General features: G+C 69.7%; 21 protein-coding genes. 7 read left to right on the top strand and 14 right to left on the bottom strand.

Features of this window, described 5'->3' with window-relative positions; genetic code table 11:
- Positions 1-40: 40 nt before the first annotated feature.
- From OO70_RS00780 to OO70_RS00740, 9 genes are all read right to left on the bottom strand, one after another.
- Entirely contained in the window at positions 41-2,014 is a 1,974-nt protein-coding gene (locus OO70_RS00780; protein ID WP_043662504.1) for a hypothetical protein, read from the bottom strand.
- Positions 2,015-2,127: 113 nt separating this feature from the next.
- Positions 2,128-2,541 carry a VOC family protein gene (locus tag OO70_RS00775; protein WP_043662502.1) on the bottom strand — a complete coding sequence of 138 codons (414 nt, stop codon included), beginning with the start codon at positions 2,539-2,541 and terminating at the stop codon, positions 2,128-2,130.
- Positions 2,538-3,344, bottom strand: coding sequence for an ABC transporter ATP-binding protein (locus tag OO70_RS00770; protein ID WP_043662500.1), 807 nt, complete (start codon positions 3,342-3,344; stop codon positions 2,538-2,540). Before OO70_RS00770 ends, OO70_RS00775 begins: the two co-directional genes overlap by 4 nt.
- A complete protein-coding gene (locus OO70_RS00765) occupies positions 3,341-4,165 on the bottom strand; it encodes an ABC transporter permease (RefSeq protein ID WP_043662498.1) in 825 nt (274 codons plus the stop codon). Before OO70_RS00765 ends, OO70_RS00770 begins: the two co-directional genes overlap by 4 nt.
- A gap of 4 nt (positions 4,166-4,169) precedes the next feature.
- Complete coding sequence (locus OO70_RS00760) at positions 4,170-4,937, bottom strand: ABC transporter permease (RefSeq protein WP_051740418.1); 768 nt, start codon at positions 4,935-4,937, stop codon at positions 4,170-4,172.
- Between the two features lie 2 nt (positions 4,938-4,939).
- Positions 4,940-5,950, bottom strand: coding sequence for an ABC transporter substrate-binding protein (locus OO70_RS00755; protein WP_043662495.1), 1,011 nt, complete (start codon positions 5,948-5,950; stop codon positions 4,940-4,942).
- 26 nt (positions 5,951-5,976) lie between these two features.
- A complete protein-coding gene (locus OO70_RS00750; RefSeq protein WP_051740417.1) occupies positions 5,977-7,344 on the bottom strand; it encodes an FAD-binding oxidoreductase in 1,368 nt (455 codons plus the stop codon).
- 99 nt (positions 7,345-7,443) lie between these two features.
- Positions 7,444-8,391: an amidohydrolase family protein gene (locus OO70_RS00745; protein WP_078651183.1), complete on the bottom strand. Its 948-nt coding sequence runs from the start codon at positions 8,389-8,391 to the stop codon at positions 7,444-7,446.
- The gene (locus OO70_RS00740; RefSeq protein WP_078651182.1) at positions 8,384-9,208 is read right to left on the bottom strand and encodes an SDR family NAD(P)-dependent oxidoreductase; all 825 of its coding nucleotides are present in this window, start codon (positions 9,206-9,208) and stop codon (positions 8,384-8,386) included. The genes OO70_RS00745 and OO70_RS00740 overlap by 8 nt, the downstream gene beginning before the upstream one ends.
- 127 nt (positions 9,209-9,335) lie before the next feature.
- Between OO70_RS00740 and OO70_RS00735 the strand changes: the two genes are divergently transcribed.
- Entirely contained in the window at positions 9,336-10,661 is a 1,326-nt protein-coding gene (locus OO70_RS00735; protein ID WP_158711390.1) for a hypothetical protein, read from the top strand.
- On the top strand, positions 10,658-11,233 hold the full coding sequence (locus OO70_RS00730) for a carboxymuconolactone decarboxylase family protein (protein WP_043662492.1): 576 nt from the start codon (positions 10,658-10,660) through the stop codon (positions 11,231-11,233). The genes OO70_RS00735 and OO70_RS00730 overlap by 4 nt, the downstream gene beginning before the upstream one ends.
- Positions 11,234-11,253: 20 nt before the next feature.
- On the opposite strand, the gene OO70_RS00725 is transcribed toward OO70_RS00730, so the two are convergent.
- The 3 genes from OO70_RS00725 to OO70_RS00715 all read right to left on the bottom strand — a co-directional run bounded on the left by OO70_RS00725 (position 11,254) and on the right by OO70_RS00715 (position 13,019).
- Positions 11,254-11,763 carry a DoxX family membrane protein gene (locus tag OO70_RS00725; RefSeq protein WP_043662491.1) on the bottom strand — a complete coding sequence of 170 codons (510 nt, stop codon included), beginning with the start codon at positions 11,761-11,763 and terminating at the stop codon, positions 11,254-11,256.
- The gene (locus OO70_RS00720) at positions 11,760-12,092 is read right to left on the bottom strand and encodes a DM13 domain-containing protein (protein ID WP_234336654.1); all 333 of its coding nucleotides are present in this window, start codon (positions 12,090-12,092) and stop codon (positions 11,760-11,762) included. Before OO70_RS00720 ends, OO70_RS00725 begins: the two co-directional genes overlap by 4 nt.
- A gap of 240 nt (positions 12,093-12,332) precedes the next feature.
- Positions 12,333-13,019, bottom strand: coding sequence for a TetR/AcrR family transcriptional regulator (locus OO70_RS00715; RefSeq protein ID WP_234336653.1), 687 nt, complete (start codon positions 13,017-13,019; stop codon positions 12,333-12,335).
- Between the two features lie 205 nt (positions 13,020-13,224).
- Between OO70_RS00715 and OO70_RS00710 the strand changes: the two genes are divergently transcribed.
- Both OO70_RS00710 and OO70_RS00700 read left to right on the top strand, forming a co-directional pair.
- Positions 13,225-14,430, top strand: coding sequence for an alpha/beta hydrolase (locus tag OO70_RS00710; protein WP_234336652.1), 1,206 nt, complete (start codon positions 13,225-13,227; stop codon positions 14,428-14,430).
- A 142-nt stretch (positions 14,431-14,572) separates the two neighbouring features.
- Positions 14,573-15,265 carry a PASTA domain-containing protein gene (locus OO70_RS00700; RefSeq protein ID WP_407702717.1) on the top strand — a complete coding sequence of 231 codons (693 nt, stop codon included), beginning with the start codon at positions 14,573-14,575 and terminating at the stop codon, positions 15,263-15,265.
- A 79-nt stretch (positions 15,266-15,344) separates the two neighbouring features.
- On the opposite strand, the gene OO70_RS00695 is transcribed toward OO70_RS00700, so the two are convergent.
- The gene (locus tag OO70_RS00695) at positions 15,345-16,745 is read right to left on the bottom strand and encodes a hypothetical protein (RefSeq protein WP_043662487.1); all 1,401 of its coding nucleotides are present in this window, start codon (positions 16,743-16,745) and stop codon (positions 15,345-15,347) included.
- Between the two features lie 212 nt (positions 16,746-16,957).
- The gene (locus OO70_RS00690) at positions 16,958-17,383 is read right to left on the bottom strand and encodes a hypothetical protein (protein ID WP_043662486.1); all 426 of its coding nucleotides are present in this window, start codon (positions 17,381-17,383) and stop codon (positions 16,958-16,960) included.
- Between the two features lie 124 nt (positions 17,384-17,507).
- Between OO70_RS00690 and OO70_RS00685 the strand changes: the two genes are divergently transcribed.
- The 3 genes from OO70_RS00685 to OO70_RS51975 are packed head-to-tail and all read left to right on the top strand — an operon-like array spanning position 17,508 to position 23,059.
- Positions 17,508-18,899 (top strand): hypothetical protein, encoded by a 1,392-nt coding sequence (locus OO70_RS00685; protein WP_051740415.1) that lies wholly within the window; start codon positions 17,508-17,510, stop codon positions 18,897-18,899.
- Positions 18,899-20,149 carry a hypothetical protein gene (locus OO70_RS00680; RefSeq protein WP_043662484.1) on the top strand — a complete coding sequence of 417 codons (1,251 nt, stop codon included), beginning with the start codon at positions 18,899-18,901 and terminating at the stop codon, positions 20,147-20,149. Before OO70_RS00685 ends, OO70_RS00680 begins: the two co-directional genes overlap by 1 nt.
- A 3-nt stretch (positions 20,150-20,152) precedes the next feature.
- Positions 20,153-23,059 (top strand): CHAT domain-containing protein, encoded by a 2,907-nt coding sequence (locus tag OO70_RS51975; protein ID WP_078651180.1) that lies wholly within the window; start codon positions 20,153-20,155, stop codon positions 23,057-23,059.
- The last annotated feature ends 3 nt before the right edge of the window (positions 23,060-23,062 follow it).

Below are 23,062 nucleotides of genomic sequence, written 5' to 3'. Positions count from 1 at the left end.
GGGAGACGGTTCGCATCCCGAGGGCCGGTTCATGTGCTCGTTACGCCACTGTCAGTGTGAGTGCTCCCGTGTATGTGGTGCCCGGGGTGAGTGCCGTTGTCGTGCCGTCTACCGTCAGCGTCACCGTCTTGCCGTGTGGGGCCCTGACCTTCGCGTCCGCCGCCAAGGTCAGCGTGCTCAGGTACGACGTGCTCGTCACCGTCCAGGTGGAACCGGCGCCCAGCGTGACGATGACGCCGTTGTTGACCGCCGGGGCCGGGGTGTTGGTGACCTCGCTGATCTCTCGGTACTCCGTGACGGTGATGGTGGAGACGCGGTGCTTGGTGGTGCTGGCGGAGATGGTGCCCTCGATCCTGGAGTCGGTGAAGGACAGGACCAGGTTCTGGCCCTGGAGGTTCGCGTTGCCGCCGCCCCGGACGGAGTTGTAGAAGTCGCCCTTCAGGTCGATGTCCGTGAAGGATGCCTTCGCATCGGTGGACTGGGGTGAAGTGGTCACCCAGGTCGAGGATTTGGTCGGGGAACCAGTGGGCTCCGTGTACGTGCCGATCGTCTCCGTCTTCCACGGCTTGCCCGAGACCGTGACGCTACTCGGGCGGTCGGTGTCCATGAGTTGGAAGACGATGCCGTTGCCTGGCTTGATCCTGGCGCCCTGGGAGCCGTCGACGGTGAGGGTGGCGGGTACCGCCTTGGACACGAAGGCCGTCTCGCCGGTGGTGACTTGGGTGCCGCCGTCGATGGTGACGGACCCGGTGGCGTACCACAGGACCATGAAGCGGCCGGCGTGGATGCGCGACGGCTTCTCCGGGAGTCTCCTCAACTCGGTGCTGGTGAGGCCCAGTTCGAGGGACGTGTTGAGGGCGGCCACGGCGGCCCTGGTGCTGTCGCCGTAGTGGGCCGACGCGCCCCAGTGGATGAGGGCGTAGTCGCCGACGTCGAAGGTGCAGCCCAGGAAGTGCTCGGTCACGTTGCCGATGGCGTATGAACCGTAGCCCTGGCCACCTGTGTTGGCGATGGTGCTGTTGATGGCGGTGAGCGTGCAGTTGCTGCCGCCGTCGACCGAGAGTGCGCCCCATTTCTCCGAGGAGATACGGGAGTTGATGTAGGAGGCTCTGGTGCTTGCGCCTAGGAGGTTGGTGGCGCGGACGTTGCCCGAGAGGCCCAGCATCCAGGGGACGGTGATCATGTAGCGGGTGTCGCTGGTGCCGTCGGCCGGGTATTCGGCGGGGAGGGTGCTGTCCGCGCAGTGGATCGTGGAGTTCTTGACGACCACGTTGGCCGTGGCGTCGGCGATCACCGCGGTGCGGACCACGCCTTCGTTGCGGATCGTCGCGCCGTCCACGACGAGGGTGGTGCCCGCGCCGGTGCCGACGACGGAGGCGCCGTAGCCGATGAAGTCGCAGCGGCCGTTGCCTGTGTAGCCGATCCGCGGCCTCGAAAGGGTGTAGGTGCCGCCTCCGGTGACGTACACGCCGTTGAACGCCTCGCCGTCGGACAGGAGCCTGACGCCGGTCGCGGCGGTGTCGGTGACAGTGCCGCCCAGGACCGCGGAGGGAACCGACTTGGACTCGTCCACGCCGTTCGCGTCCACGTAGAGGGCCTGGCGGAAGGGGAAGGTGAGGTCGCTGAAGGCGACGTCGTTGGCCTCGGCGACAGTGAGGAGGACGGTGCCGCGGTAGGTGCCCGCCGCTATCGCGGTGGCTCCGCCGCCGTAGCCGTCGGTGAGGACGTCCAGTTGGCTGCCCGTCTCCACGCCGTTGACGGTGAGGGTCAGGCGGTATCCGTCGGGGACGGTGATGACGCCGCCCTCCTGGATCGTGAGGACGCTCGCTGTGGTGGTCTCGGTGAGGGTCAGGGTCTCGCCGGAGGCCACCGTTATGCGCTGGCCGGCCTTGGGCTCGGTGCCTCGGGCCGTCGTCGCCGCTTGGGCTACGGCCGGTGCCGCCAGGGTGGGGGCCATGGCGGCGGCTACCGCCACGAGGAGGGCGCGGGGGCGGGCCCGGTTGGTGACATCCACTGTGAACTCCCTTGTCTTCCAGTGTTTTTGGGCAGGCCTGACCGCGGTTCGGCGGTCAGAGGTTTCGGCTGTCAGAGGTTTGTCAGAGGTGAGGAGAGCCGGGACGGCGTTGTTCAGTCGACGCGGTCGATCAGCTCGATGAGGTTTCCGTACGGGTCGGACACGAATGCCATCCGGGCGCCGGGGCGCGGGGCGGGACGCGGGCTCATGCGTACGCCCGCGCCCGCGGCGACGAGCCGGGTGAACTCGGTGTCGACCTGTTCAGGTGTGTCGACGGCGAGGCAGAGGTGGCCGTAGCCGAGCGTGGCCGCCGCCTGGAGCGGGCCGTCGGCGACGAGGCCTGGTACGGAATCGGGTCTGTGCAGCAACTCGACGCGGTAGCCGGTGTGGTGACGGAGCGTCACTCCGCGCAGTGCGGTGTCCGGAACGGAGAAGGCGTGTTCCTCGGTGAGGTGCAGGGCTTCGCCGTACCAGGCGACGGCGGCCGCCAAGTCCGGTACGGATATGCCGACATGGTCGAACCTCACTGATGTGCCACCTCGGGTCCGGTCGGCAGCTTCTCGCCCCGGATCAGTGCCAGCACCCGTGTCCGCAGTTCGGCGAAGCGAGGGTCGGCCCGGGTCGACAACTGGTCGCGATCGGTGCCGAGCGGGACGGTGAGGGTCTCCAGGACGGCCGTCGGCCGGCCGCCAAGGACGATGACGCGGTCGCCGAGATAGACGGCCTCGTCGATGTCGTGGGTGACCACGACCACGGTGATGCCCAGTTGCCGGCGCAGCCGCAGGGTCAGGTCCTCCAGGTCGAAGCGGGACTGGGCGTCGACCGACCCGAACGGTTCGTCCATGAGCAACACCGGGGCGTCGTAGGCCAGTCCGCGCGCGATGGCAACCCGCTGCTGCATCCCGCCAGAGAGCTGCCAGGGGTATTTGTCGCCGACATCCTGGAGGCCGACCGCCTCCAGGCACTCCAGCGCCCGGCTCTTTCGTACGGCCTTCTTCACGCCCCGGCCCTGGAGCGGGAAGGCGACGTTGTCCCACACGCGCATCCACGGCAGCAGCGAGCCCCGGTAGTCCTGGGACACCACCGCGATGTCGTCGTGCGGCTCGATCAACGGCAGCTCCCCGTAACGGACTTGACCGGAGGTCGGGCGTGCGAGTCCGGCGAGGCAGCGCAGCAGTGTCGTCTTGCCCGCGCCGGACGGGCCGACCACGCACACCGCCTCCCCCGGGTCCACGCGCAGGGACAGACCGTCGAGCACCCGGTGCTCCTGCGGCCCCTGACCGAAGGCCATGCAGAGGTCCTCGACGTACAGGCTGGATCCGCGTGTCATACGACGACTCCGTTGCTCTCTTCGATCTCGCTCGGTGCGGCGCGCACCGGCCGCGGTGAGCGGACGCGGGGCGCGCGCTCGTGGTACCAGCCCAGGAGGCGGTGTTCGACCAGCAGGAGCAGCACGCTCAGGCCGTAGCCGACGATGCCGATCAGGATGGTGCCGGCCCAGGTCTCGGCGACGTGGAAGCTCGATCCGCTCTGCAGGATGAAGTTGCCGAGGCCCACGGGCGAGCCGTAGATCTCGCTGACGACCATGAGGACGACGGCGATCGACAGGGCGACCCGGATTCCGGCGAGGATCTGGGGCAGGGCGCCGGGAAGGATCACCCGGCGCAGTCTCAGCGGCCAGGGGATGCGGTAGCCGCGCGAGGTCTCGTACACGGCCGGGCCGATGGCGCGTACGCCGCTTATGGTGTTGAGCAGGATCGGCCATACGGAGCCCAGGAAGATCAGGAAGATCTTCGGTCCGGAGCCGATGCCCAGGGTGAGGATGATGACGGGCACGAAGCCGACGGTCGGGGTGGCGCGGGCGAAGTCGAGCAGCGGGCCGGTGGCCAGCCGCAGGGTCCGCACCTCCCCGATGGCGAGTCCGGCGCCTGTCCCCACGACCGTGGCCAGGGCGAGGCCGAGCAGGATGTTGCGCAGGCTGAACCAGAGGTCAGAGACGAGACCGCCGTGCAGCAACTCCCGCCAGAGGGTGGCCAGTACGTCGGTCAGGGGCGGGAAGTAGAAGCTGGTGCTGCCCGCGGTCGCGACGAGCAGGACGGCGAACACCAGGGCGGGCAGCCACAGTTGACGGAGTATCGGTTTCCACGGCATGCGGCTACTCCTCGTCCTGATGGGCGGGCGGGCGCCAGCGCAGCAGCCGGTGCTCGGCGAACTGGGCGAGCAGGGTGATCGTGTAGCCGATGCCGCCTGCAGTGAAGATGTAGGCGTACGCCCGTGCCGACGCCCCGGCCTGCTGCGACTCCATGATCATGTGGCCGATGCCGGGGAGCGTGGTGAGCACCTCGACGCCGATGGCCACCAGGACCGAGGTCGTCGCCGCCAGCCGCAGCCCCGTCATGATCGACGGAGCCGCGGCCGGCAGGACCACCCGGCGCAGCCGCAGCAACCGCGGGATGCGGTAACCGCGCACGGTCTCGTGCACGGCCTGACACACGCTGCGCGCCCCGTACTGGGCTTGGAGCAGCACCGGGAAGACGCAGGCGATGAAGACGACGGTCGCCTTCATGCCCGGGGTGGAGCCGAGAACCAGCAGGAACACCGGCAGCAGGGCGATCACCGGGAAGGACCGCAGGATCTCCATGAGCAGCCGGGAGGACTCCTCGGCGGCCGTGTACACCCCGGTCAGCAGGCCCAGCGGGATGCCCACGGCGATGGCGCACAGCAGTCCGGTGACCGCGCCGCGCAGGGTCTCCCCCACGGCCTGCCAGAAGGCCTCGCTCCCGAAGAGGCCGCCGAAGGCACCGGCCACGGCACGCGGTCCCGGCAGGGCGGTCGAACTGACCACCCCCATCGCGGCGATGGCCGCCCACAGCACCAACACCACGACAAGTGCGCCGAGTTGCAGCAGTCGGACCTTGGCCATCGCTACTCCCCGGCGGAGGTCGGCGCCTGGTCCCAGTACACGGCGTCGTCCTTCGGTTCCTTGTCGAGCAGCTTGAACTCGTGCATCTTCGTGATCACCGAGCGCATCACGGTCGTGTTCAGGTTCGTGTCGTAGTAGGCGGTGGCCTGCTTGTCGATGAACGCGGCGGGCAGTTGGGTGTACTTCTTGTCGATCGCCCGTACGGCGTCGGGGTGTTGGTTGGCGTAGGTGATCGCCTTGGCGACCGCCTCGATGAACTTCTTCGCCGTCGCGCCGTTGGAGGCCAGGTACTTCTGGCTGGAGAAGAGCAGTCCCTGGATCATGCCGGGGAGTTCGTTCATGCCCTTGCCGATGACCCGCAGCTTCGTATTCGTCTTGGCGGCGGCGAAGAAGGCGCCGAAGGAGTAGACGGCGTCCGTCTTGCCGGAGCTCACGGCGTCCGTGAGGGAAGTGGTGGGCAGGGCCACGAACTTGACCTTGGTGGGGTCGCCGCCGTCCTTCTGGACCAGGTACTCGACGATGAACTGGATGGTGCCGCCCAGCGCCGACAGTCCGACCGTCTTGCCCTCCAGGTCGGCGAACGAGCTTATGGAGCTGCCCTTTTGGACCAGGAGGCCGTCGGTCGGGTCGGTCTTCGTCGTCGCCGACTGGAGTCCGGTCACGACCCGGATGGGCATGTCCTGGGCCGCGCCCTTGAGGAAGCCGGAGCTGTCCGTCATCGCGAACTGGGCCTCGCCGTTCAGGATGGACGGCGCGTTCTGCGAGGTGTCCTGGGCGCCGGCCTTGATGGTGACGTCGAGGCCCGCGGCGGTGAAGTAGCCCTGTTGCTGGGCGATGTAGAGCGGCTCGAAGATGGCCCCGTTGGACCTGAGGACGGTGATCTTCGCCTTGCCGTCGGAGGTGGTGGCGGTGGCCGAGTCGCCTCCGCAGGCGGTGGCGGTGAGGGATGCGGTGACGGCCAGCGCGGTGAGCGCGAGGACGGTGCGACGCCGCGGGATTCTCGAAGTCTCCATGGAACGGCTCTCCTTCGGGTACGAACTCAGTGCGTCCGCGCGCGTCCCGCGGCGGCGTATGCGGTGGTGGATTCCTGCGGGGTCATATAGGTCCGGAAGGCGCCCTGGGGGTCGTACTCGGCCCGGATCTTGTCCAGGCGGGCGGCGTTGGCGGGGCTCAGTCCGTGGTCGAAGCGGTCGGCGAGGTTGTTGTCGGAGAACTGCAGGCCCTTCGACAGGTGCTGGAGGGCGGCGAGTTCACCGTGCGCCCAGCGTTCGTGGACCAGGTCCTCGGCGGGGTCGGTCCAGCCGGCGTTGGGCGAGAGGTACACCTTGGCCTGGCTGGACCAGCAGGCGTTGGCGCGCTCGGGGTGGCCGCCCCACAGCATCCACAGCACATGGCTGGTGGTGTCCGGGATGGAGTCGAACAGCGGCCGGGCCGCGTCCAGGATCTTCTCCACCGGCCCGTCGGCCCATATCCCGTCCAGCGCCCAGCGCATGCCCGGCGGGGTCATCTTGTCGGCGTAGTCGTACAGTTCGGCCATGTCGGTCGGCTGCGCGACCACGGCCCGGATCGCCCGCTCACGGAAGGGCGCGTCCTCCAGCGGGGCGAGGAGGTTCTCGTCCGTCTCGCAGAACGCGGTGGCCGTGACCGAGACCGTCTGCCGTTCCAGCCAGGGCGAGAAACCCACCTTCGCCGAGAACTCGACGGCGGGCGAGAGCTGTTCGAGGGTGTCGTACGACCAGGCCAGCACCTCGTCGCGCAGGTCGAGCGGGTAACTGTGCACGGTCCGCAGGAGCTTGCGCGGTCGGTCGTGCAGGGCGAGGTGGAAGCGGGTGACGACACCGAAGAAGCCGGGACCGCTGCCGCGCGCGGCCCACAGCAGGTCGGGGTGCGTGTCGTCGGTGGCGTGCACGAGGGTGCCGTCGGCGAGGACGACGTCGATCGCCTCGATGCTGAGGCAGGCGGGGCCGAGCCGGCGCGAGTTCCAGCCGTAGCCGCCGCCCAGGATGAACCCGCCGATGCCTACGGTGGGCGCGTGCCCGGTGGGGAAGAACAGGCCGTGCTCACCGAGCCGTTCGAGGAGGGCGGGCCCCTTGACGGCGGGCTGCACGGACGCCGTGTGGGACACCAGGTCGAGGGTGATGTCCTGCATCCGGGAGAGGTCGAGCAGCATGCCGCCGTCCCGCACTCCGTTGCCGACCCAGCTGTGTCCGCCGGAGCGGATACCGATGGCCAGCCCTTCGCGGCGGGCGAGCCGTACGGCGGCCACCACGTCCCGGTCGTGCTCGGCGAACACGATGAGGTCGGGATACCGGTCTGGCTTGCGCTCGTTCCACACGGCGTCGAGCCGTGCCTGTTCGTACGCCACGTCGCCGCGCCTCAGGACGCCGCGTCCGGACAACTGAACCATGGACGTTCTCCTCACAAGGGCTTCGAGTCGGGACACTACTGTCGACACTTTGCCCCTTCAAGAGATCTGACAGCGAAATACCTGGCATCTCTGCCGACACTAGTGAGCGGGCGGACTGTCGAAGGGGTCCGCACGGGTGGGCGGCGCGAAGTCGAAGAGCTCCACGGGGTTGTCGACCATCAGCCGCCGCAGGTGTGCCGGGTCGGGGGCGATGCGCTCGACGAGGTCGACCAGCAGACCGTCGTCCGGGGCCTCGCCGGTGATGTTGACGTGCGGATAGTCGGTCCCCCAGACCACGCGCTCCGGTGCGTACGCCACCAGGGACGCGGCGAGCGCCACCGCGTCGGCGTACGGCGGACCCTGCCGGGAGATCCGGTCGACCCCGCTGACCTTCACCCACACCTGCCCGCTGTCGAGCAGCGCGTACAGGCCGCGCAGGGCGGGGCTGTCGCGCCCCGCTGCGAGGTCGACCCGTCCGATGTGGTCGACGACCACCCTGCCGGGCAGCGCGGAGACGACGGGTCCGAGGGCGGGGATGTCCTCGCCCCTGACGTGGAGTTGGGCCGCCCAGCCGAGTCCGTCGACGCGTTCCAGGACCGAGTCGATCTCGGCGCGGGTGGGCGGGGTGCGCAGATGGGGAAGGAAGTTCAGCCGGAAGGCCCGCACTCCGGCGCGGTGCAGTTCCTCGATCTCGGACCGGGTCGTCGACTCGCCGACCAGCGCCACTCCGCGCAGCCGTCCGCCGCCGTGGGCCAGGGCGTCCAGGAGGACAGCGTGGTCGTGGCCGTAGCAGGAGGACTGCACGACCACGGCCCGGCTCAGGCCCAAGTGGGCGTGCAGGGCGCGGAGTTGGTCTTTGGGCGCATCCAAGGGCGTGAACGTGCGGTCCGCGGCGTAGGGGAAGACGTCGGCCGGGCCGAGGATGTGGCAGTGGGCGTCGCAGCTGTCCGGCGGGAGCACCAGGGTCGGGGTGCGCGGGGCGGGATGCGGGGGCGGGCAGCCGGGCGAGGGCACGAACTGCGGTTCGTGGACGGCGGGTTCAGTCACAGCGCGCCGTCATTCCGCCGTCGACGACGATCTCCGTACCGGTGACGAAGCGGGCTTCGTCGGAGGCGAGGAAGAGCGCCGCGTACGCCGTGTCGCGGCCGTCACCCATGAAGCCGAGCGGGATACGGGCCTGCCGTTGGGCGAGGAGTCCAGCCACGTCGCCGTCCGCGCGTTGGTGGGCGAGGCGGGCCTCGACCATCGGGGTGTGCAACTGGCCGGGCACGACGGTGTTCACGCGGATGCCGTCGGGCGCGTACTCGACGGCGGTGACGCGGGACAGCTGGATGACGGCCGCCTTGGCCGCCGCGTAGCCGACCTGGGCGGCCCCGGTCCAGCGCAACCCCGACGCCGAGGCGGTGTTGACGATGGCTCCCCCGCCGCCGCGCCGCATGATCGGGACGGCGTACTTGCAGGCGAGGAAGGCGCTGGTGAGGTTGGTGCGCAGTTGGCTCTCCCAGTCCTCGACACTCAGGTCGACCGCGCCACCCGGTCGCGACCCGCCGACGTTGTTGACGAGGACGTCGATGCGCCCGGCGAGCCGCTCGCACTCCGCGAAGTGGCCCTGGACGGCGGCGGGTTCGGTGACGTCCAGGACCGCCGTGTGCGCGGTGCCGCCCTCGTCCCGAATCTGCCGCGCGGTGATCTCCAGGGACTCCTTGTCCCGGTCGGCGAGGAACACGGTGGCCCCCTCCCGGGCGAAGATCACCGCGGCGGCACGGCCGTTGCCCCAGCCGGGGCCGACGCTGCCGGCGCCACCGATGACGGCGATCCGGCCCGCGAGTCGGCCACGCCGTTGGTCTGGCAGGTCTTGGGTCACGGGGTCTCCCTCGGTCGGATGGCGAAACTGTCGACAGTTCTAGCCATGTGTCGACAGAAAGTAAACATCCAGGCTCTTAATGCCGAGGTATTGCCAATACTGTCGACACACAGTTTGGATGGGCACCATGACCAAACCGCCCGTCTTCACCCCCGAGGAGATCGCCCGCTTCCGCGCCGAGCTGGCGACACGGCGAGCCCCCGGCGCCCACGAGCCCGGCCGCTGGTCGGTGAGCCCGCTCAACCGCCGTACGGACGTGGTGGGTTCACTGCCCCGGACGGTGCGCCTGCGGGACGCGACCCTGCGCTCGGTGGAGACACTCCCGGGCGTCGTCGCCCCACCGGAGGCCAAAGAGGCCTTCCTACGACGGCTGGTGGGCAGCGGAGTGCCCGAGGTCGTGACGGCGGGGCTCGGCGGCCGGGACGCCACCGCGCTGAAGGCCGAGGTCGAACTGGTCAAGGGCGAGAACCCGGACTGCCGGATCGTCTGTCCACTGATGCGCTCACCGGACGACATCGACCGCGCGGCGGCGGCCGGGTACGACGCCGTCCAGGTGTGGGTGCAGGGCTTCGGCGAGACCTCGCTCGTCTACCAACCCCCGGTCTACGGCCGGGCATGGCGGGGCGAGGAGTGGCGCACCCCCGACACCCCCCGCGACCGGGCCGCCGTACTGGCCCGCGCGGTACGGCTGGTCGAGCACGCGCGCGCTCGCGGCCTCGACGTGATCGTGCCGCTGCTGATGGTCTCCTACGCCACGGAGGAGACCCACGAGGAATCGGTCACCGTGCTCGCCGCGGCCGGGGCGCGTGAACTCACCCTGTTCGACGGGCCGGGCGCGATGAGCCCCGAGGCGTACGAGCACCTGGTCCGGCGCACCAAGGCCCTGGCCCCGGAGGTCGAGGTCGGGCTCCATCCGCACAACACCTTCGGCCTGGCCGTCGGTTGTGCCGTCGCCGCGGTCCGCGCGGGCGCGACCGCCGTCGAACTGTCGGTCAACGGCTACTGCGGTGGCCCCGGCAACGCCGACCTCGCGGCGACCGCGCTCGCCTTCGAGGCGCTGTACGGCGTCCACACCGGCATCCGGACCGAACGTCTCACCGAACTCGCCCGCGCCGGAGAGGAACTGACGGGCTATCACCCCTCCTGGAACCACCCGGTGACCGGTACCCACGCCTTCTGCTGGGGCGGCATGGACCTCATCACCCAGGAGACGGAGATCGACCCTCTCCTCCACAACTGCCTGGAGCCGGCCCTGGTCGGCAACGTCCGCGAGGTGCCCTTCACACCGGACAGCGGCCCCTACACGCTGACCGACAAGCTGACCGCGCTGGGTGTCGAACTCGCCCACGCGCAGGTCGACGATGTGCTCGACCGGGCACGGGAGTTGATGGCCCGCGAGGGCAGACTCCTCACCGACGCCGACCTGGCGACACTTGCGCGGGAGGTGCGGTGAGCGAGCGTCTGCGTCTCCTGAATCCGACCGAACTGGACGCCGAGCAGCGAGAGTTGTACGCGGAGATCACCGGTGGCCCGCGTGCGGCGGGTCCACGGCACTTCGACCTCACCGATGCCGACGGACATCTGCGGGGCCCGTTCAACGCGATGCTGCTGAGTCCGGCCCTCGGCGGCGCCCTTCAGGAGCTGGGCTCCGCCGTCCGCTATCGCACCCATCTCACCGATCGGACACGGGAGTTGGCGATCCTGGTCGTGGCCCACGCCTGGGACAGCGACTTCGAACGCCACGCACACGAACGTGTCGGCGCCGCCGCGGGCCTGACGCCGGACGAACTGCTGGCCCTGCGCGAGGGCCGCGACCCGAAACTCACCGACCTCGCAGAACAGGCGGCCTGGTCCTTCACTTACGCGCTGGCCAGCCAGCGTGGTGCCCTCAACGAGCACCAGTACGACAGCGCGCGCTCGGCCTTGGGCGAGCGCGCGCTCTTCGAACTGTCCACCCTGGTGGGCTATTACAGCGCGCTGGCTCTCCAGCTACGACTGTTCGACGTGACGGCGCGAACACCTTGACCGTCCGGGCCTTTTGAACGTCAGAGCCAGCGGCGGAACGGCTCCTGGAACACCACCAGGTTCGGGCGCTTTCGACCAACAACCGTTTCCGCGAGGGTCGTCACGGAGAAGCGCGAGGCCAGGAGCGGCCAGGCGATCACGACCGTCGCAAGGGCGACCATGATCGGGTACTCCGTGATGAGCTGGTCCGCGCTCCAGTACGTCAGCAGGGTGAAGACGGACGCCAGGGACGCGGGCAGCGAGAGAATCCCCAGGACGAGGACGACGCCCAGAGACGTCTCCAGAAGGGGCATCGCGAAGCCGAAGAAATGCGGCCATTCCGCGAGGACGGAATCCGAGAAGCTTTTGAAGAATCCCGGAACCCTGCTGTTCGACTTCGCGCTGTTCGCCACCAGCAGGATGTCCGCCGCGCCGAAATGCGCCCGGTATTTCAGCGTCCCCTCATGGAGCCACAGGACTCCCAGGGTGACTCTGAGCGCGCCGGCGAGGGCCGCCGCGCTCAGAGTCAGACGCGAGGCGGGCGTCTTCATGACAGTTTCGCGGCACCGAATACCGCCTTCGCCTTGTCGCAGTGGATGACCACGGTGCTGTAGGCGGACGTGTCGACGCCGTTGAGCGCGAACGTCTGGGACTTCTCGTCGTACTTGACGGCTCCGAGCTGCTTACCGGCGGACACGGCAGCTTCATCCGTGCCGTTCGTGAGGTATACATGCAGGTCAGGGCCCTCATCGGAGGAGAAGCCCGACAGCGTGACGGCCGAACCGCTCACCTGCGCGGAGCCGGACACCTTCTTGCCGTTGAGCCCCGCGAACATACCCGTCTTGTCCGCCGCCTGAGCCGCAGGCTGCGAGGCCGACATGGAGGCCGCCGCCTTCGAGGTGGAGTCGCTGTTGTCAGACCCGCCGCACGCCGTGAGCGTGAAGGAAATCGCAACGAGAGCCACGCCGGCAAACCCGATTTTCCGCATGCCAAATCTTCCTCTGCTTGGTTCCATTGGAATCGGCGGCAATATGAACGGGCCGCCGCCGACGGAACCAACCTACCTACGGAAAGCGGGAAGATACCCGGTCGCCAGGGGGACGTAATAAATGCATCACATTTACCGAGACGAACGGGGCGGTTCCTCCCCCACCGGATTCTCGCCAGGTCCTCCACCCAGTCCGCCGCGCCAGCGCAACGCCGGGCCGGCGGGCAGCGGCGGCGCCCCGTCCGGCTGAGTGCGCATACCGTCCAGTAGCAGTCGCAGGTAGCGCCGCCAGAGGTCGGGCTCTCCGGTCTGGTCGGTGACCGCGGCCACCATCAACTGGATCATCGGGAGATCCAGTTGCTCCACGTCGGGGCGCAGCGACCCCTGCTCCTTGGCGCGCGCGATCAGCGGATCGACCAGGGGCTTGATCCGCCGGGCGACGAGAGCGTGCCGCTGGGCGGCCTTGCCGGTGCCGAGCATGACCTCGCGCAACCCCCGGTCGTGCGCCTGGAGTTCGCACACCTTCTCCAGGCTGTACGCCAGTCCGTGCCACGGGTCGGGATCGGCGGCGGCCTCCCGGGCGGACGCCTCGACCTGGTCGATCATGTCCTCGAAGACCGCGTCGACCAGCTCTTCCTTGTTGGCGAAGTGCCGGTAGGCCGTCCCCACACCGAGCCCCGCGTGCCGGGCGACGTCGTCGAGGGTCGCGGCCAGGCCCCGGTCGCGGAACACCTCGCGGGCGGCGACCATCAGACGACGGCGGTTCAGCTCGGCATCGCGCCGCAGCGGCGGCCTGCCGGGTTCAGCGAGCTCCGCCATGCCAGTCGTCTCGCCTTCCGAATGATGCCGAATCGTGCAGCTCATCGTACTGCCGTCGACCACGCACCCCTTGATCAGGCTCGATCCCGGTGCGGCGCCCCGCCGGACCTAAACGGAGATGCAATCTCCGTTTCATGTTACGGTGGCCAGACGAACCGGAGATTGCATCTCCGTTTGCCACTTCGTATCAGCGGGAGAAGAAGACATGCACGGAGAGAACGCGGTATCCCAGGAGAAGGCACGGGCAGGCCGGCGGAGGGGCGGCGCCGCCGTCACGATCTCCCTCGTGGCGGGGCTGGCCCTGGTCGCCTGTTCCTCGGGCACCAACAGCTCGTCCACCGACGCATCCAGCACCAGCGCCCGCGCCAAGACGGCCGCCTGCCCGTCGGGCACCACCGCGGCCGGCGCCGGAACGCCCACCGCAATGCCGTCGGGCAACGCGGGCGGCATCCCCGTGGCCAAGACCATCAAGAAGACGGACACCAGCACCAGCACCGTGATCAACCCCACCGGTGCGCAGATCCAGTGCGCCACTTCCGGAATCACGACGACCCACGACATCACGTACTCCTCGCCGACCACCAACGGCAAGAAGAGCGACCTGAAGCTGGACATCCAGGTGCCCACGTCCACGTCGGGCAAGAAGCCGCTGGTCATCTACCTGACCGGCGGCGGCTTCGTCATGGCGGACCGCACGGCCAACCTGAGTCAGCGCACCTACGTGGCCGACCAGGGCTATGTCGTGGCCAGCCTCCAGTACCGGACCACCAAGGACGGCGCCACGTACAAGGACGCCGTCGCCGATGTGAAGTCCGCGATCCGCTACCTCCGCGCCAACGCGGACAAGTACTCCATCGACGCCGACCAGGTCGCCGTGTGGGGACAGTCCGCGGGCGGCTACCTGGCCGCGATGACCGGCACCACCAACGGGGAGAAGTCCTTCGACGTCGGCGACAACCTGGATCAGAGCAGTGAAGTACAGGGCGTCGTCGACGAGTTCGGCCCGGCCGACCTGTCCCAGCTGGCGGCCGACTACGACACGGCGGCACAGAAGGCCAACTACGCGGCGGGCAACAGCGCCGCCCAATGGGTCTACGGCCCCGGTACCAAGAAGTCGGTCGCGGACCGCACCAGCGAGGTCGCCGCCGCCGACCCCAGCACGCACATCAGCTCCAGGACCGCGCCCTTCGTCCTGTTCCACGGCAGTGCCGACAACCTGGTCTCACCGAGCGAGACCCTGAACCTGCACACAGCGCTGCGCGCCAAGGGAATCAGCAGCACCCGCTACGTCCTCACCGGCGCCGGCCACGGAGACCTGTCCTTCACCGGTGACACCTCGGCCGTCCTGCCCTGGTCCACGCAGGAGACGATGGGGCACGTCGTCGACTTCCTGCGCCAGCACCTCAAGTAGCCGTGCCAGCCCATGGGTTGGGCCGGGTCGGTCCGCCGTTTCCGAACCCTCTCCCGAAACCGGTCACGGTTCGTCACTCAGTGTGCGGACGGGCGGCCATATCTGACACAGTGGCCCTTCCTCCACAGATCAGGGGCGTACCGTGTCCAACTCCGTATTTACGCCACCAGGTCAGCCGTCGTGGGCCGCCGGACCACCGCCCAAGAAGAAGCGCAATTGGAAGCTCATCGGCGGAGTCACCGCGGGCATTCTCGTCATCGGCGGCATCGGATCCGCCTGCAAGAACAACACCACCGGAGGCAGCAGCACCTCAGCCACCGCCGGTGAGAGCAGCAACGCCAAGACCGGCAGCAAGAGCGGGACGGTCCCCGAATTCGTCGGCATGGGGCTTCAATCCGCCCAGGACGCCGCCCAGAAGCAAGGCTTCTACAGCCTCAAGTCCCACGACGCACTCGGCCGGGACCGCCACCAGATCCTCGACCGGGACTGGAAGGTCTGTTCCCAGAACGTGAAGGCCGGCACGACCGCGTCCACGGACACCGCACTCGACTTCGGCGCGGTGAAGCTCAAGGAGACCTGCCCGGCGAAGGACCAGTCCGCCCCCACACAGGCCGGCGGAACGATGCCGGACTTCAAGGGCAAGTCCGTGAACACCGCTCGCGACGCGCTCGACTCCGGTACGTCGATCACGGTCAAGGACGCATCGGGTAAAGGGCGTTACGTACTGGTGGAGTCGAACTGGCAGGTGTGTTCGCAGAAGCCGTCGGCCGGGACGAAGCTGAGCGGGCAGCCGGTGGAGTTCTCCGCGGTGAAGTTCGGGGAGTCCTGTCCGTAGCACCGGCCGACGCGGTCAACAAGCGAGTGCCGTCAACGTCCGCATACATCACGCAGAGGTACGCGGGTGGGCACGACCATCACGCGGAGGTACGCGGGTGGGCACGACCCTGCACCACATGCATCGCCATGCTCGCCAGCGTGCTCATCCGGCGCTTGCGGAGGTCCAGAACGGGTGTCGTGACCGAAACGCCTTGGGACGCCAGCAGGTTCATCAGCGCCCAGATGATGTCGGGGCGTCCCGTCACCGGGATCTCCCGCCCGTCCGGGGCGATGACCGTGGCCGTGGAGACGCCCGCGAGGAGGTTGGTGCGGGCCCAGTCGACCACGTAGGAGAGGCCGTTCGGGCTGACGGTGAGGACGACCTCCTTGGTGCGGTGCAGGACTGTCAGGTAGTTCATCGGTACCGTCAGTCGCCGTGCGCCGTCGAACGGGGGTGTGCCGTCCGCCGGTTGGATGCGCAGGACCGTGTCGAGGACGGGGCCGTGGTCCTGGAAGGTGGTCCTGGGGCGCATCTCCAGGAAGCGGGCGCGCACCAGCACTCCACCGCGGCGCGACCATCGGCGGCCGACCTCGCCGAACGCGGGCTTCTCGCCCGGGAGTTGGTCGGCGAGCCATCGGGCCTCCTCGCCCGGTTCGCTCACCGGTGCCTGTGCCTCGGGGAAGGTGCGGTCGCGGTCGGCCAGGGCGGCGTACCGTGCCGCCGTGTGCGGGTCCAGGTGCCGGAGGTCGATGGTGTCGCCGGTCATCTTGGTGCCTCCGATCTCCCGTGAGATCCGCATCTGTTGGAGCTGACGGCCCGGGCGCCGGGTCGCGTCGGACAGTCGGCCTTCGAGGTCGATCACCCGGCAGGTTCTCGTGCCCGCGAGCAGGGTGCTGCCTGACCACACGGGAGTGACCTTTCGCCCGGATCCCGGCGTGGCCGGATCGACGAGGACGGCCAGACGGCCCGCCGTGATCGCCGACAGGCACAGGGACGGCACCCGCCACTCGCCCGCGGCCTCGAACTCGGCGGCACCATCGGATTCGTCGTCGTGCACCCGCACCCTCAACCTGATCAGCGGCGTGAACTCGTCAGGGGTGTAGTCCCCGAAGTGGGTGGTGAAGGTCGCCTCGCCGTCGGGGCTGTAGCGGACCAACGACGCCTCCAGTACGTCTGCCCGCGCCAACTGCGCCTGCGCCGAACCTTGTCGGGACCCGGGCGTCCACATCACGAACGAGTCGTCCCCGTACGGGATCCGCTCGCCCTTGACGCGGTCCCTGCGTGTGATGCGGGGAAACTCCTGTCGCGTACTTGTGAATGCCACGACGGGAATCATGGCCGTGCCGACCAGCCCGAAGCCGATCAGCCCCGCCGGCCAGCCCCAGCCGGGATCCTCGCTCCAGGCGGAACACCCGACCAGGAGGAAGAACGGCGCCGCCGAGCAACAGAGCGCCGCGAACAGCAGATTGCCCACGAACACACCGGTATGGCTGCGCATTTGGTCCTCCTCCATGCACGTGATCACCTCTACAACTCGACGCGATACCGGCCGCCGGACAATCAGGCCGGTGATCTCCGCAGTGGCCGGGACCCCGACGGCGTCGAGCCGCCGGTTCCCCTTCCGGCCGGCATCCGAGACCGGCGGCCGACTCCGCTCCAACCGCTCCGCCGGGGCCTCCAGGCCGGCGCGGCGATACAGCGGAGCCCGCGTCACGGTGCCACGCCGTCCCCGGCGTAGAGGTAGGTGCCCGGGTGGGCGGGGTCGGCCACCAGCAGGACCTGGTCGCCGGTGCGGGGTATCCGCAGCTTGGAGACGATGGTGTGGAGGGTGATCCGGTCGGTGCTCCCGGTCGGCTGCACGACCAGGTCGACGACCGGGTCGTGGTTGACCAGTTGGCCGGTGTCGCTGATCGACACGACAACGGCGGTCGTGGTCGGCGCTCCGGCGGCGAGCAACTGCTGTACGCCGAGGCCCGAGTTGTACGCGCCGACCGACTGCTGGACTCTGGCGAAGTCCTCGTTGCCGAGGAACGCGCGGGTGGTTCGGCCGTAGAAGCCCTTGCCGCTGGCCACTTGGCCCGCGATCTCGGCGGCCCGCTCCTCGCGGCTCTTGCGTCGCTTCCCGAAGATTCCCATGACGGCTGCTCCTTCTGTTTTTCGTGCTGGGCCTTTCCGCCTCTCGGGGTGGACGCTAGGTGGCCCGGGTCGCCTACCGATCCCAGGTTCGCCCGCCCGAACTCGGACGACGTACGCTCCTGACATGCCGTTTCCGAGTCAGCCGACGGGCGAGCGCCGACCGCGCGCCATGGTCATCGACCATGCGTGGCGTGGCCTCGGGCCCGGGCTGGAATCGCTCAGCGGGCCCGGTGGCGCCCCGCTGACCCGGACGGTCAAACTGATCGTGCTGCCGCTGATCGTCAGGCCGACGTTGCACCCCGAACTCGCGGTGGACTTCCTCGGGCCGGAGCAGGCCGAGCAACTCGACGCACTCATACGGGAGTCCGGTGCGCGGCTCCAGGCCACGGCACAGTGGTTCACCCTGCTCAAACGGACCCGCCGCGCGCTGGGCATCGTGGCGGGCAACCCCCAGGACCTGTACTTCCAGCGGTGCTTCGAACTGGCCGCCGAACATGGAGCACCCTCGGCCGATACGGATTCGGTCGCGGGCGCGCTGGCCAGGGCCGTCGTCGAGGACGTGGCGGACGCGGACGGCGGCCGTACGGTGGACGCGCTGAAGCGGTATCTTGCCGATCCCGCCCAACAAGCCCTGCTCGACAGGGAGTTGAGCACCCTGTGGACCGGTCGTCAGTCGGCTCCGGCCTCCGATACAGCAGCCGCTGCGGTCGCGCTCGCGACCGAGGTACTGGAGGCCTACGGCGGGGCGGAGGGACCACGGAATGCATCGTCGTACGTGGACATGGTCGCGGCGGGACACGGTGATCTGCTCGGCCGGGTCCTGTGGGCGCACGCGAGCGGGGTGTGGGGCCGTGACGATCTACCGGCTCATCTCGGGCTGACGGAGCGGGAGTTGCCGCCGCGTCCGCAGGTCGGCCGGGGTGCTTCGACGGCCACGCTGCCCGCGCCGCTGGACCGGACGCTCTTCGAGCGGCTCTTCGTCGTGCTGCAGTCGTCGGCTCGGCGCGAGGAGTTGCCGACGGTGCCGGAACTCGTCGGGCGGGAGGTCGGCCGCAGTTGCGCTCCGCTCGGGCTGTACGACGAGAGCCTGCGCGTGGCCGTTGTGCTCGGTGGCCGACTCGCGGTCGGCCTCGACCCGTTGGGCACCGGGGACTCCGCACCGGGGCGGACTGCTGCCCACCGCGCGATCAACAGCCGTTGGCGACGGGAGGCTTCGGTCCTTCGCGCCCGCCGGATGACCGTCTCACCCCGTCCCGATCCGGACGGCGGTGTGCTGGGCGCCCTCGCCCAGGATCTCCGTACGCCGTGGGCCGCCTACATGCGACGGCTGTGGGTGCGGTTGCACGGGCGGGACGTGCGCGACGCGCCGCTGCCGGACGCCGCGTCGGCCTGGGCGGTGCTCGACGGGGTCGCCCGCTCGGTGATGATGGACCACCGGGCCAGGGTCCGGTCGGCGCTGCGCACGCTGTCGGCCGCACCTGCCGTGCCGGAAGCGGCCGAGTCGAGGAGCGCGTGATGGCGCCGGGCCCCATGGATGCCCATGTCGGGCGGGGCGACGACGGCACGATCCGAATCGCCGCCGGTCCTGCCGCCTCTCATGACTTCACCCGTGCGGTTCTCGAGGTCGCGGGAGCGGTGCTGGCCTGGAACGTCCTCGGGGCCCCGGGGCCGCCGGTCGCGGAGATACATGACGCGGCGCGGGCGCAGCAGTGGCTGTGGGCGGTCTACGGCGAACGCACCGCCGCTACCGTGCACGCCTGCGCGGCAGGCGAGTTGGCCGAGGTACGAGTACCGGCGGACATGACCGCGCTCGCGAGCAGCGCCGTCCGGCTCGGCTTCGGGCACTGGGCGGCGCGCTGGTGGCCGGCGTCGCACCTGGACGGGATACCCGCGCTCGAACCGGACGTGATCGGGCTGGAGTTGGCCGCGCTCACGCATGAGTGCCAGCAGTTGTTCGACGCCGAAGGTGATCAACCCGACGACTGCGTGGCCGAGTTGATCGAGGAGCACCAACTCGCCCTGGACCAGCTGATCCAGTGGTGGCACGCCACACCGCCGTCGACGGACACGGCACGGCGTCTGGAGAGCGTTCTGCGATCGGTCGACGACGCGGCGGACACAGCCGGGTTGGACGGGCAGGCACTGCGCCGCCTTCGGTCGTCCCTGGATCGGCCCCGGCCGGACGGCACTCCGGTCGATCCCGCCTCGCTGTTCGTACGAGACCGTGACTACGCCCTTGCCGCGGGCGAACCGCTCGTAGCGGGCGGCCGGGTGATCGCGCGGGGTTCGGGGACCAACGACTGGCGCCGCTACCCGCCCGGCTTCGTCGACGCCTCCGAGACCGCGGTGTCCTGGACCGCCCGCGCACTCGGCGCACGCCGACAGATCGAGGTCGAAGTCGTCGCGCACCTCGCGGCACCCGCCACCGGCGCGCCGCTTCTCGTCGCGGAGGTCGAGGTCGACGGCGGCCACCTGAGTCGGGTGCCCCTCGCCCGGCGGGACGACCTGTGGAGCGGCCGGGCGGACCTGGAATTGCCGGACGCCGGGAGGACGCAGCCGCGTATAGAGATTGGTGTGCTGCTGCCCGGCTTCGACCCGGGGCCGGGTCCCGAAGCCGGCGCCGACCGCGACGCGATACGCGCGCTGGTCCGACGACGACTCGCGACGGCGGCACAGCCATTCGCGCACAACACATCACCGTACGAAGGAACTTCGGGACCGTTCCTCGCCGAGCTCACCGCCTCCACCACCGACGAGGACTACTGACGGATGCAGGATGAGAACGGTGTGGTGACACCGCTGTACGGAGAGCCGTTCGACAGCGGTCTGGCTCTGGCCGAGGAACATCAACTGGCCGCCGACATCGGCGCCGCAGTCGCCGTCTACGAGGAGTTGCTCACCCTCGCCGAGTCCCTAGAGGACTCCCCCGACGTACGGTTCCTGCGCGCGCACCTGCTGGCGAACATCGCGAGTGTCCAGCTCGTCGCCACGGACCTGGCCGCCGCGGAGGACGCCAACCGGCATTCCCATGCCCTGCTCGACGGCATCGCGTCGGCGCCGATGGGGCCGCGCGGCCGTCAGCTGTGGCTGGAGATGGTGCTGCGGACGCTGATCGCCAGGGCCGATCTGCTACGCCGTACCGGACGTCTCGACGAGGCACTGGCTTGTCTGGACGAGGCGGCGGTCAGGCTGCCCGAGTTCGACGACCCCGACGGGCTGCGTGCCTCCGAACTCGGCCTGAACCGGGTGCATTTGCTCATGGACAGGAGTGAGTGGGGAGCCGCCGAGGAGCAGGCATCGGGGCTCCTGTCCACCACGCCGGAGACGGCGGTGGAGACCATCCCTCGGCTGCTGGTCGCTCTGGGTCTGATCTGCTCCTCGACCGGGCGGTTCGACGCGGCCGAGGACTACTTCGCCCGAGCGGAGGACCGCTTCAGGGCGACAGGTGACACCGGACAACAGCGATTGCTGCTCGCGCACCGGGCGTACACCGCGATGCACCGGGGTGAACTCGACCTGGCGGAGCGGTTGTTCGCGGAGGCGTCGGCGTTCTTCGAACAGCAGCGGCGGTTCGGCGACCTGGCGGTCTGCGAACAGGCCCGCGCCTTTCTCGCCGGTCGGCGCGGCGACGCCGCCGGCGCGGAGGATCTGGTGGCGGCGAGCCTGGCCCGCTTCGAGCGGCTCGGTGCCTCGATCGCCGCCGCCGACACGATGCTGCTGGGTGCCCAACACGCCTACGACCGGGGCGACATCGACGAGATGAAGCGGTTGGCCCAGGCGGCGCGGGACGTGTACCAGGAGCGGGAGGTGTACGAGCGGTGCGCGCAGGTCGATCTCATGCTCGCGCGCACCCTTGAGGACAACTTGAACCGGACGGACCACGGCGACCGCGAGCGGGAGTCCATCGACAACGCGCTCTCCCTCGCCCTGCCCTCCGCGCTGGCCCTGGAGGCTGCGCGCTTCGACTTCGCCACCGCCCACGCGCGCAGCCAGTGGCTGGAACTGGCGGACGACGCCATGCAGTTGGTCTTCCGCCTCGCGATCCGCCGGCAGGACCAGGGCCTTCTCTTCGAACTGGCCGAACACCGTTGCGCGGGCGCCTCGTTGGCCCTGGATCGCACCCCGCCCTCCAGGCCGGTCGAAGACCCGGACCCCGCGTCGGTCTTCCCCAGTGCGGCCATGAAGTCGCACGGGCACTACGAGAACACGGATGGCGCGCTGACGCTCGGCGGTGTCGCGGCGGAGGCCGCCGCCTCGGTCGGCCTGCGGGTCGCGCCACCGCCGAAGGTACGGATGTCCGCGCAGTCGGGTCCAGGCCGTGTCGCGCTCCAGGAGTACATCGCGGCGGCCGAGTTCCGCTATCACCGGCCGATCGTGCACGACGAGGAAGTGCCGTTCTGGATCACCGACGACCTGACGAGCCGCCCGGTGGTGCAGATCCGACTGGCCGACGCCGGCGACCTGTTCATGACCTGGACCTGGGCCGGCGGGGCTCGGGGCTTCGGCACCGGACAGGGGCCCGCCGCCGAAGTCGACCAGGCGGTACGGGCGTTGGCCGACGCGCTGCCGGGCGCGGGCGACGGGGCGGAGGGGATGCAGCGGGCGTTCGACTCGGGCGCGCTGGCCGAGCACGGGAGCGAGCGCCGGCTCGCGCGGCTGCTGGCCGAGGCGCTGTGGCCCGAAGGGCTGACGGCACAGATACGCCAGGTGTCGGAGCGGGCGGGCCGTCCGCTGGTACGGATCCAGCCGTCGCCCCGGGTCGCCCAAGTCCCCTGGGAACTCCTTGCAGTTGACGACGACGATGTCCGGCTCATCGACCTGGCGGACGTCGTGACCACCGCGCCGGCGTCACTGCGGCCACGAAACCCGGCGCCCGCGACAGCACAGGACACCGACACCGGCCCGGTCGTACTCGTCCTCGATCCCCGAGTCCCCGGATTCCGCGCCGACTCCCCCCTCGGCTCGGTCCTGGGACCGCCCGGCTCCGACCCGGAACTGCTCTCACTCGTCCGGCGCCGCCTCGACGCGGGCGCCGTCGTACCGTCCGTCGCCACCCCTGTGGAAGCCTTCCGCCGCACCGACCTGGACCGGGACTGGCTGAGTGGTGTGCTCCGCAAGGGCGCCCGCAGGCTGATGTACGTCGGGCATGTGAGCGGTGCGCCGGTCGAGGGCGGCCAGAGCGAGGACGGCACCCTGCACCTGAGCTGCGACGCAGGGACCGTGGGCCTGGCCGAGCCGCTCCGCACCCACCGCCCGCTGTCGGCCAAGGACCTCTTGCTGGGCTCGCTCCCGCTGCGCGCCGACGGCGAGCCGGGCGCGCGGATCTGGCCCGCGCCGGCCCGAGTCGCCCTCATCGGCTGCGAGAGCGGCGGCGATCTACGGTTCGCCGAGTCGTTCGGCCTGGCGACGGCGATGCTCCACAACGGTGCCGAGTTGGTCACCGCCACCCGCTGGGCGCTGCCGACCAGCTTCGCCTTCCACCGACTGGCCCAACTGCCCGAGTCCGTACGCCCGTTGACGGAGGCGATCATCGCCGTCGACACGGCTCACGAGGACGTCGACCCCGTGCGGAGCCTCGGCGGCTGGCAACGCGAGCAGCTCGACCGCTGGCGCGCGGACGGCCGTATCGAGCACTCACCCCTGTTGTGGGCCGCCATGACCTGCATCGTGGTGTGACGG

Origin of the sequence: Streptomyces xylophagus, from assembly GCF_000716435.1 — a bacterium.
Taxonomy (GTDB): Bacteria; Actinomycetota; Actinomycetes; order Streptomycetales; family Streptomycetaceae; genus Streptomyces; species Streptomyces xylophagus.
The sequence above is the reverse complement of the archived record's forward strand: the minus strand, read 5'-3'. Positions and strand labels throughout refer to the sequence as shown.